The organism is Mesorhizobium sp. (genome assembly GCF_024509055.1).
Classification (GTDB): Bacteria; Pseudomonadota; Alphaproteobacteria; order Rhizobiales; family Rhizobiaceae; genus Mesorhizobium.
In genome coordinates this window covers 1-9,705 of record NZ_JANINM010000526.1, presented here as the reverse complement: position 1 = coordinate 9,705, position 9,705 = coordinate 1, and the positions used below count along the sequence as shown (strand labels likewise).

Here is a 9,705-nt window from a genome sequence, read left to right as displayed (position 1 = left end):
AGCGTGCCTTCGGACAGCAGGGACTGGACTATGGGCAAGGTAACAGGCTTTCTCGAGATCGACCGGCAGGTGCACAAGTACCAGCCAGCTTCCGACCGCATCCGGCATTTCCGCGAATTCACGCTGCCGATGTCCGACAAGGAGGTCGAGAAACAGGCAGCGCGCTGCATGGATTGCGGCATTCCGTTCTGCCATGGGCCGACCGGCTGTCCGATCCACAACCAGATCCCCGACTGGAACGACCTCGTCTACAATGGCGACTGGGACAATGCGATCCGCAACCTGCACTCGACCAACAATTTCCCGGAGTTCACCGGTCGCATCTGCCCGGCGCCCTGCGAGGAAGCCTGCACGCTGAACCTCGAGGACATCCCGGTCGCGATCAAGACGGTCGAGCAGGCGATCGCCGACAAGGCCTACGAGACCGGCCATATCCGGCCCTATCCGCCTGAGAAGAAAACCGGCAAGCGGGTTGCGGTCATCGGCTCGGGGCCGGCCGGCATGGCGGCGGCGCAGCAGCTCGGCCGCGCCGGGCACGACGTGCATGTCTATGAGCGCGAGAGCCGGCCGGGCGGGCTGATGCGCTACGGCATTCCCGACTTCAAGATCGAGAAGCACTATATCGACCGGCGCATCGAGCAGATGCAGGGCGAAGGCGTGACCTTCCATTGCGGCGTCAATGTCGGCGTCGACAAGAAGGTTTCGGAGCTGCTCGCCGAATATGACGCGGTGCTCTATTGCGGCGGCTCGGAAACGCCGCGCCCGGCGAACATCCCGGGCGACGACCTCGGCGGCGTCTATGACGCGATGCCCTATCTGGTGCAACAGAACCGTCGCGTCGGCGGCGAGCCTATCCAGTCGGTGGCATGGCCCTCGCACCCGATCATCGCCAGCGGCCAGCATGTGGTGGTCGTCGGCGGCGGCGACACCGCATCCGACTGCATCGGCACCGCCTTCCGGCAAGGCGCGGTGCGTGTCACGCAACTCGACATCCGGCCGCAGCCGCCGGAGAAGGAAGACAAGCTGGCGATCTGGCCATACTGGGCCACCAAGATGCGCACGTCCTCGTCCCAGGCCGAGGGCGCGGAGCGCGAATTCCAGGTGGCGACGCTCGAGTTCATAGGCGAGGAGGGCCAGTTGACCGGGGTTAGGTGCTGCGAAGTCGACGAGAAGCGCAAGCCGATCGCCGGAACCGAGTTCGTCATCCGCGCCGACCTCGCCTTCATCGCGATCGGCTTTGCCGGACCTGCCGCCGACAGCGTGATGAAGGAGCTCGACGGCGAGATAAAGGTCGTCACCGACAGCCGCCGGTCGAGGAACGTCGAGGCGAACGACCGTGACTACAAGACCAGCGTCGACAAGCTCTATACCGCGGGCGACGTGCGCCGGGGCCAATCGCTGGTGGTGTGGGCGATCCGCGAGGGCCGACAGGCGGCGCGTTCGATCGACGAGACGCTTATGGGCTCGACGGTGCTGCCGCGTTAAGGGTTGATCGTTCCCGTCGTGTCAGCCGCAGCCGCCGCTTTCGCCGGCTGCGACTTGGGCGGCGAGGAAAAGTCGTCGGCGCGTCCGGGCGAAGCGGCCGGCGCCTTGCCCTCGACGATCAGCTTCTCGCCGGGCAGGTTCGGATCGGCCTTGGCCGGCGGCGCTGCTCCCAGCAATTCCGAGCCGCCGTCGAGCGCTGGGTCGCCGAGCAGCATTGGCGCGGTGCGGTCGACGATCACTGGCGCCGCCGCGGGCTTCGGCGCCTCGACCGGGGCGCCGGCCGGTGCGGAAACCGTGGTGACGCTTCCCGGCGCCGCCAGCCCCAGAATCTTCGCCAGCGGCTTTTCCGTATAGAAGGCGAGCTTGCGCTTGCCGGCCTTGGTGACGTTGATGCCGTCGTCGGAACGCAGCCGGACCGGCTGGCCGTTGATGTCGGGACCGGAGGTGACGAAGGCGCCGTTCTCGTCGACGAAACCATCCCAGACATCGACGAACTCGCCGCCGTGCTTTTGGGCGGCCGAATGATAGATGTCGTTGAAGGCTAGCATATCCGAGTTCATCTTCGGCACCCGGAAGGCGGGCATCCCGACCCACAGGAACGGCACCTTGGCGTCCTGTATGGCCTTGCCCATCGCATCGGTGCGGCGCTCGTATTCCTTGGTCCAGTTCTCCGAACGCGGCTGCTCCCGCACATCACCAACGCGCATCTGCTGGCGGTCGTTGGAACCCAGCATCACGACCACGACGGCCGGTTTCTCCGCTTCGATCACCGACTTGATCTGTGCCGGCCAATTGTAGAAATCGTCGCGCACGAAGCCCGAAGAGCCGTTGCTGCGCGAAACCACCTTGACCGCCGGATTGTCGGCGAAGGCGGTGTCGAGGCCCTCGGCGAGCCCTCCCGCCATGAAATCGCCGACCACCAGAACGATGCGGGCGTCGGGCGTCTTCTCCACCACAGGCGTTTCCGGTTCCGCCGGCGGCCGCGGCTTGGGCTTGCGCGCCTTTGGCTTCGGCCTGGCCTGCTCGACGTCGGCCGGCGGCTCGACCCGCTCGCTGCGGCGTGGAAACAGAAGGTCGCGCAGCGACCAGCCGTGGCTCTGCTCCTGCGCGAAGGCCGGCGTGTGGAAGGCGCTTGCGGCGCCAATGGCGATCACGGCGATTGCGAGAATCAGGATCGGCACGCGACGAACGGTCATCCAGATACGCATAACCGTAACCAATCAGGTCTCCATCCCTTGGCGCATGATCAATGCAGAGAAGTCATACGCAAGCCGAAGCGCTACCGCATCCTCGTCATTCTTGAAAAGGATGCCTCACATCAAGGACGGCTCTACTGCTTCCTGAGCCACTTCAGCACTTCCATGCTCGGATAGCCATCCTGGGTCAAGCCGACCTTTGCTTGGTAGGCCATGATCGCCGCCTTTGAGCCATCGCCGATCTTGCCGTCGAACTTGCCCTCATAATAGCCATGCTCGGAAAGCCGCTTCTGAAGTTCCTGGCGCTCCTCGAAGCTGAGCTTGGTGAAGGGCCGCTGCCAATCCTGCACAAGGCCGTTGCCGCCGGCGATCTCGTCGGCGAGGAGGCCGACGGCCAAGGCGTATTTGTCGGCATTGTTGTAGGCCTTGATGACCGAGAAGTTCTTGACCATCAGGAAGGCGGGGCCGCCCCTGCCGTCCGGCACCTTCAATGTCGCCCTGTCGCCAAGGTTCTTGAACGGCTTGCCGTTGGCCCTAACCACGCCAAGCGTCTGCCACTGGGCCAGTGTCTTCGACCCACCGGGCAGCTTGCCGGCCGGGATCTTCACTTCATAGCCCCACGTCTTGCCGGCCTGCCATCCGTTCTTCTTGAGAAGGTTGGCGGCAGTCGCCAGCGCATCGGGGATCGAATTCCAGATGTCGCGCTTGCCGTTGCCATCCATGTCGACGGCGTAGCGCTGGTAGCTGGTCGGGATGAACTGCGTCTGGCCCATCGCGCCGGCCCAGGAGCCCATGAGGTGGCTTTCGTCGATATCGCCGGTCTGCAGGATCTTCAGCGCCGCGATCAGCTGGGTGCGGGCGTATTTGGACCGTTTCGGGTCGCCATAGGCAAGGGTGGCCAGCGAACGGATGACGTTGCGCATGATGTCGTCGCGCTTGAGGATTTCGCCGTAATTCGACTCCATCGACCAGATGGCGAGGAGGATGTCGCGGTCGACGCCGAACCTGGCTTCGATCCGGTCAAGCCACGGCTTCCATTTCTTGGCCATCTGCCGCCCGGTCGCCACCGACTGGTCATGCACGCGGTTGTCGAAATAGTCCCAGGCGGGAGCGGTGAATTCCGGCTGGGTGCGGGCCTTTTCCAGCACCACCGGGTCAGGCTCGACGCCCTTGAGGGCCTTGTCGTAGACAGCGCCCGAGACCCCGCCTTCGACGGCGGTGGCGCGGAAGCCGGCGACCCACTGCCGGAATCCGGCATCGGCGAAAGCGGGCCCGGCGGGCATCAGCAAGGCGAGCGTGAGGCCAGCAGCCGTCACGAGTGCCGTCAGGCGCCTTGCGGTGTTGCGAACGGACATCTTTTCCTCCTTCGTCAAATCAGGAAGGATCATTCAACGCCGAACCGGGTTAGTATTTAGTTTACCATAGGCGGCGCCCGGAACGAAAAGGGGCCCGTGTGCTTTTTAGCCTTGGCAATTTTCAATAGTTGTTTGCTAGTCCATGATTTCGGCGTGAAGATGTCCTGAAACGGAATTGGCAAAGCAGATCCCTCAAGCGGATGATTGGCAGATGAAGCGAGTTCGCAAGGCAGTTTTCCCGGTCGCCGGCCTCGGCACCCGGTTCCTCCCGGCCACCAAGGCCATCCCGAAGGAGATGCTGACGGTCGTCGATCGGCCGGTCATCCAGTATGTGGTCGACGAGGCGCGCGACGCCGGCATCGAGCATTTCATCTTCGTGACCGGACGCAACAAGGCGGTCATCGAGGACCATTTCGACGTCCAGTTCGAGCTTTACGACACGCTGGCGCAGCGCGGCAAGGACGACCAACTGGCCCGCCTGCAGCGGCTGCAGCCGGCGCCAGGGCAGACCAGCTTCACGCGCCAGCAGGTGCCGCTCGGCCTCGGTCACGCCGTCTGGTGCGCCCGCGAACTGGTCGGCGACGAGCCGTTCGCGCTGCTTTTGCCCGACATGATCATGCAGTCGGAAAAGAGCTGCATGAAGGACATGGTCGAGCTCTACGCCGAGACCGGCAACAACATCATTGCCGTGCAGGAGTGCGATCCGGCCGAGGCGCATAAATACGGCATTGTCGGCCGTGGCGAGGACACCCATCACGGCTTCCGCATCACCGGCATGGTGGAGAAGCCGAAGGCGGGAACCGCGCCGTCGAACCTCTTCATCAATGGCCGTTACATCCTGCAGCCCGAGATTTTCGGCATCCTGGAAAACCAGGAGCGCGGCGCGGGCAACGAGATCCAGCTCACCGATGCGATGCTGAAGCTGGAAAAGCAGCAGGCCTTCTATGGCTATCACTACCGGGGGCGCACTTTCGACTGCGGTTCGCCGGAGGGCTTCGTCGAGGCCAATGTCGCTTTCGCTCTGTGGCGCAAGGACATGAACGAGAACATGGCCGGCGTCATCCGCACGTTGCTCGACGAGATGAAGCCATCGGAACGGCGCGGCGCAGCTTCCTAGAGGAGTGTCGGCGAGGCCGGTTTTCCGGCCCCGACTATCGCTGCACTTTCAGCCCGAGATAGATGCTGTTGGCGACGTAGTCGCGTCCCGGCAGGTTGCTGGTGAGCTTCTCCGTCCTTACCCTCGTGGTAAGGCCGGCATAGCGGTTCAGCCACCAGGTCAGTCCGGCCTCGGCGCTCAGGATCAGGTCGTGGCCGTCCGAGCCGGTATAGTCGCGCCAGTCGAGACCAAGCGCTGTATTCGCCGTCAGATTGGCGCGGATCTGCCGCTCGCCGGTCAGCCGGCCCGAGTAAAGGATATCGCCGCTCTCGTTGGCGAGGGTCGTGCTCTCGACCGTGGTCCTTCCGGTGAGCCCGATGATGGTGCCGCGCTCCGGCGACCATTTGAGGTCGGCGTTGACATATGGCCCTGCATTGGCCGGCAGACGATCGTCATCGAGCGCTTCGCGCAGCCAGCCGGCTGAAAATTCCCCGGACAGCTTGTCGCCTGTGTCGAGCTGGAGGCCGGCGCGGGCGCTGAGCCGCGTTGCGGAGCGCTCGAAACCGCTGCTGTCAACGCTTTGATCGTAGATCCGCCGGCCAGCCTCCACCTCGGCGAAGGGCGTGAGAGCCGGTGAAACCTGGTATCCGGTGCGCAGGGTCGCCGAATAGAGTGTGTTGTCGCGATCCTTCTGCGACAGCACGGTACCGTCCGAGAGCTTGGCGTCGCCATAGAAATCGTGCGACACCGTGCCGGTCAGCGTGTAGCGCATCTTGCCGACGTCCTTCTCGACGCCGAGGCTGCCGTCGACGGTCTGGCGCAGCGGCTGCGAGGAGACGCCGGCGATGGCATCCGGCGAAGAGGCCGATTCCGGAACGGCCTCGTAGCCGAGCTTGGCGATGGCGCGCAGCTCGTTGTCGAGATCGATGTTGAGCTGGCCCTCGATCCTGCCCTGCGCGTCGTTGATCTTCTCACCCGAGAGCGTGTTGCGGAAAATGCCGTAGCCGTCGATAACAGCCGAATTCTCGCGCCAATCGGAGGTGGCGGAGAAACGCAGCGCCGTTTCTGACAGCACCGCCCGCGATCCGCCGCTGCTGGCGTCCGCATTGGACGTCGCGGTGACGCCCTGCTCGAGCGTCGGCCGGAATACGAAAGTGCCGACCTTGATGCCGGTGGCGGCGAAGGGGTCGTCCTCCGGCTTGACCTTCTGACCTTCGATCGACCCGGTTCGCTCGGCGCCGGCGTCGAGCTTCTGCCGGTCGACGCTGTCGACGGTGACGGCGCGCCGGTTGGCATTGTCTTCGTCGGTGGCGGTTGCGTCGGTCTGGCTGCCGGTGGCGGCGGTGGTCGTGTTGTCGGTGGTCGCGCCGGGCTTCTTCTTGGCCTTTTTCTTGTCAGCTGTCTTGGTATCCGCTTTCGCCTTGGCGTCTTCGGCACGCTGCCTGGCTGTCGAGGGCCGGCGCGGTTGGGCAGGCGTCGGGTTGTTGGCTAGGGGATCGTCAGTCGCCTGCGGTTGGTCGAAAATGCTGCCTGTCGCACCCGCCTGGTCGTCGTCGGGAACGGCGCCTGGGCTCGCCGGTTGATAGGGATTCGTTGGTGTATCTTGCGCGGTTGCCGCCGGCGCGGCTTGGTCCTGCGATCCCTGCGCCCGCAGCTGCCGCGCCTTGCGCTGCTGGTCGGCCAGTATGGCCGATTCGGAGACCTCGCCGCGCAGTTCGGTGTCTTGTGCAAACGCCGGTACAGGGCGCAGCAAAGCGAGAACGCTCGCCGTCAGCAGCAGTGCGCTGACGGCTATGCCCATTCGACCTTTTTTTGTTTCAGCCAGGGCCCCGGACATCATCACCACTGCTTGCGCGGCGCAGGCGCGCCATACTTACCGAACCGTAAATGCGGATGGTTAACGGAGAGTTGAGGCGGGCCGATTGCACCGGCTCGGAAGCACGAAACGGCAATTCCGTTGGACAGGCGCGCGGCAAAGCGGTAATCGCATCAGCCATGCAAGCGGGGTCCCCAGAAAGAAAGCGGCCGGACAGGCAGGCCGCGATCGAATCGGCGCTTAGAACCGTGGCGACGGAACAGGCCGGCGTGGCAGCGCTTGCCGCCGCGCTCGACAACGGCCTGGCCGAGCCGTTCTCGCGCGCCATCGACCTCATCGCCAACATCGAAGGCCGCGTCATCGTCACCGGTGTCGGCAAAAGCGGCCATATCGGCGCCAAGATCGCCGCCACGCTGGCCTCGACCGGCACGCCCGCCTTCTTCGTCCATTCGGCGGAGGCCAATCACGGCGATCTCGGTATGATCGCCAAAGACGATGCCATCATCGCCATGTCCTGGTCGGGCGAGACCAAGGAACTGATGGGAATTGTCGCCTATTCCAGGCGCTTCTCCATCCCGCTGATTGCCATCACGTCCGGCGAGAGTTCGGCGCTGGCGCGCGCCGCCGATGTGGTGCTGCTCCTGCCGGCCGTGCCGGAGGCCTGTCCGCACGGGCTGGCGCCGACGACGTCGGCGCTGCTCCAACTGGTCATGGGCGATGCGCTGGCCATCGCGCTGCTCGAAGCGCGAGGCTTCACGCCTGACCATTTCCGCACCTTCCATCCGGGCGGCCAGCTCGGCGCCAACCTGACCCAACTGCGCGAAATCATGCATGTCGGCGAGAGGCTGCCGCTGGTGCCGTCGGGCACCGGCATGCGTGAGGCAATCGTGGAATTGTCGCGCAAGGGTTTCGGCTGCGTGGCGATCATCGGCGCCGATGGCACGCTGATCGGCATCATCACCGACGGCGACATTCGCCGCCACATCGCCAGCGACCTGCTGGCGATGAGCGTCGATCAGGTAATGACGAAGAAGCCGAAGACAGCGGCGCCCCACACGCTGGTGGCAACGGCGCTGCAGACGATCAACACATCAGCCATAACCAGCCTGATGGTGGTGGAAAACAAGCGTCCTGTCGGGCTTGTGCATTTGCACGATCTGTTGCGCATCGGCGCGGCCTAGAGCATTTCACCGTTTCATGGAAACGGCGAAACGCTCTATCTCTTTGTTTTTACGCAATTCCGGACGGAAAACCGTTTCACACTTTTCCTGGAATTGCTCTAGACCGCACCCGAGTTCGGCTTAGACAGCCTCGACCGTCAGCTCCAGATCGGTGTCCGCGGCTCCCGTCACGCGCACCTGCGTCCCGGCCGGCAAATCCGGGCCGGAGACGCGCCACAACGTATCGCCAAGGCGGATGCGGCCGCGGCCGTCCTTGATCGGCTCGGCGAGCGTCGCCGTGCGGCCCACCATCTGCGCGCCGCGGCGGTTGAGCAGCGGCTGGTCGGTCGTGTCATGGCGCGCGACCGACAGCCTCCTGCCGACAAAGGCCGAGATCACGGCGAGCACCAGGAAGACGAGAACCTGGACCTGCCAGGTCCAGGAGGCTGCGTCCCAGAAGAGCAGCGACACCGCGCCGACGATAAGGGCGGCGATGCCGATCCACAGCATGAAGACGCCGGGCGCCACCACTTCCATCACCAGAAGCACGATGCCAAGGACCATCCAGTTCCAGGGCCCGAGTTCGGAAACGATGCGGTCGATCATAATGCCCACCTATGCTGCAGACATCAGTTGTCGTTCGGACGAACCACCGGCGGGCGCGCCGTCTGCCGTTGCGTGCCGGTGTTGCCGTCGTTCTTAAACACTTCCTTGGCGATCTCGCCGATGCCGCCCAGCGTGCCGATGAGCGACGAGGCCTCCAGCGGCATCAGCACGATCTTGCTGTTCGTAGCCGAGCCGATCTTGGTCAGCGCCTCAGTGTATTTCTGGGCGACGAAGTAGTTGAGCGCCTGGACGTCGCCCTTGGCGATGGCTTCCGACACCACCTGCGTCGCCTTGGCCTCCGCTTCGGCCGAGCGCTCGCGCGCCTCGGCGTCACGGAAGGCTGCCTCCCTGCGGCCCTCGGCCTCCAGGATTTGCGACTGCTTGAGGCCTTCGGCGGCCAGGATCTGGGCGCGCTTGTTGCGTTCGGCCGTCATCTGGCGACCCATCGATTCGATGAGGTTGGCCGGCGGGTTGATATCCTTGATCTCGACGCGGGTGATCTTGATGCCCCACGGGTGCGCCGCCTCGTCGACGACGCGCAGCAGGCGCTCGTTGATGGCGTCGCGGTTGGAGAGCAGCTCGTCGAGATCCATCGAGCCCATGACAGTGCGGATGTTGGTCATGGTCAGGTTGAGGATGGCGTTCTGCAGGCCGGACACCTGGTAGGCCGCCTGCGGCGCATTCAGGATCTGGAAGAAGGCGATGCCGTCCACGCCGACGATGGCGTTGTCGCGGGTGATGATCTCCTGCGTCGGGACGTCGAGCACCTGCTCCATCATGTTCATCTTGGCGCCGATGCGCTCGAAGATGGGATTGATGATGTTGAGGCCGGGGGTCAGCGTCTTGGTGTAACGGCCAAACCGTTCCACCGTGTAGTTATAACCCTGCGGCACCGTCCTGATGCCTTTGAAAAGAAGAATGACGACCAGGAAGACAAGAACAATGATGGCAATGTCGAAACCGCTGAAACCCATTTCGTTTCTCCCTCAAA

The 9,705-nt window shown here is 64.2% G+C and carries 8 protein-coding genes; 3 read left to right on the top strand and 5 right to left on the bottom strand.

Features of this window, described 5'->3' with window-relative positions:
• The first annotated feature begins 30 nt into the window (after nt 1-30).
• Nucleotides 31-1,485, top strand: coding sequence for a glutamate synthase subunit beta (locus Q0L57_RS31555; RefSeq protein ID WP_296747010.1), 1,455 nt, complete (start codon nt 31-33; stop codon nt 1,483-1,485).
• Here Q0L57_RS31555 and Q0L57_RS31550 read toward each other — a convergent pair.
• On the bottom strand, nt 1,482-2,705 hold the full coding sequence (locus Q0L57_RS31550; protein WP_296747009.1) for a DUF459 domain-containing protein: 1,224 nt from the start codon (nt 2,703-2,705) through the stop codon (nt 1,482-1,484). The genes Q0L57_RS31555 and Q0L57_RS31550 overlap by 4 nt on opposite strands.
• A 110-nt stretch (nt 2,706-2,815) precedes the next feature.
• Nucleotides 2,816-4,036, bottom strand: a complete 1,221-nt coding sequence (locus Q0L57_RS31545) for a lytic murein transglycosylase (protein WP_296747008.1) — start codon at nt 4,034-4,036, stop codon at nt 2,816-2,818.
• A 211-nt stretch (nt 4,037-4,247) separates the two neighbouring features.
• Between Q0L57_RS31545 and galU the strand changes: the two genes are divergently transcribed.
• Nucleotides 4,248-5,153: a UTP--glucose-1-phosphate uridylyltransferase GalU gene (galU, locus tag Q0L57_RS31540; RefSeq protein ID WP_296747007.1), complete on the top strand. Its 906-nt coding sequence runs from the start codon at nt 4,248-4,250 to the stop codon at nt 5,151-5,153.
• Between the two features lie 34 nt (nt 5,154-5,187).
• Here the strand turns inward: galU and Q0L57_RS31535 are convergent, their stop codons facing one another.
• Nucleotides 5,188-6,933, bottom strand: a complete 1,746-nt coding sequence (locus Q0L57_RS31535; RefSeq protein ID WP_296747006.1) for an outer membrane beta-barrel protein — start codon at nt 6,931-6,933, stop codon at nt 5,188-5,190.
• Nucleotides 6,934-7,127: 194 nt separating this feature from the next.
• On the opposite strand from Q0L57_RS31535, the gene Q0L57_RS31530 reads away from it, so the two are divergent.
• Nucleotides 7,128-8,129 (top strand): KpsF/GutQ family sugar-phosphate isomerase, encoded by a 1,002-nt coding sequence (locus tag Q0L57_RS31530; RefSeq protein ID WP_296747005.1) that lies wholly within the window; start codon nt 7,128-7,130, stop codon nt 8,127-8,129.
• A gap of 120 nt (nt 8,130-8,249) precedes the next feature.
• Here Q0L57_RS31530 and Q0L57_RS31525 read toward each other — a convergent pair whose 3' ends face one another.
• Both Q0L57_RS31525 and Q0L57_RS31520 read right to left on the bottom strand, forming a co-directional pair.
• Nucleotides 8,250-8,714 (bottom strand): NfeD family protein, encoded by a 465-nt coding sequence (locus tag Q0L57_RS31525; RefSeq protein WP_296747004.1) that lies wholly within the window; start codon nt 8,712-8,714, stop codon nt 8,250-8,252.
• A gap of 23 nt (nt 8,715-8,737) precedes the next feature.
• Nucleotides 8,738-9,688, bottom strand: a complete 951-nt coding sequence (locus tag Q0L57_RS31520; protein ID WP_296747003.1) for an SPFH domain-containing protein — start codon at nt 9,686-9,688, stop codon at nt 8,738-8,740.
• Between the last annotated feature and the right edge of the window lie 17 nt (nt 9,689-9,705).

What these genes read in the sequence shown, in the direction of transcription:
- Q0L57_RS31555 (WP_296747010.1), top strand. Translation starts at nt 31, where the DNA reads ATGGGCAAGGTAACAGGCTTTCTCGAGATCGACCGGCAGGTGCACAAG.
- Q0L57_RS31545 (WP_296747008.1), bottom strand. Translation starts at nt 4,036, where the DNA reads ATGTCCGTTCGCAACACCGCAAGGCGCCTGACGGCACTCGTGACGGCT.
- galU (WP_296747007.1), top strand. Translation starts at nt 4,248, where the DNA reads ATGAAGCGAGTTCGCAAGGCAGTTTTCCCGGTCGCCGGCCTCGGCACC.
- Q0L57_RS31535 (WP_296747006.1), bottom strand. Translation starts at nt 6,933, where the DNA reads ATGGGCATAGCCGTCAGCGCACTGCTGCTGACGGCGAGCGTTCTCGCT.
- Q0L57_RS31530 (WP_296747005.1), top strand. Translation starts at nt 7,128, where the DNA reads ATGCAAGCGGGGTCCCCAGAAAGAAAGCGGCCGGACAGGCAGGCCGCG.
- Q0L57_RS31525 (WP_296747004.1), bottom strand. Translation starts at nt 8,714, where the DNA reads ATGATCGACCGCATCGTTTCCGAACTCGGGCCCTGGAACTGGATGGTC.
- Q0L57_RS31520 (WP_296747003.1), bottom strand. Translation starts at nt 9,688, where the DNA reads ATGGGTTTCAGCGGTTTCGACATTGCCATCATTGTTCTTGTCTTCCTG.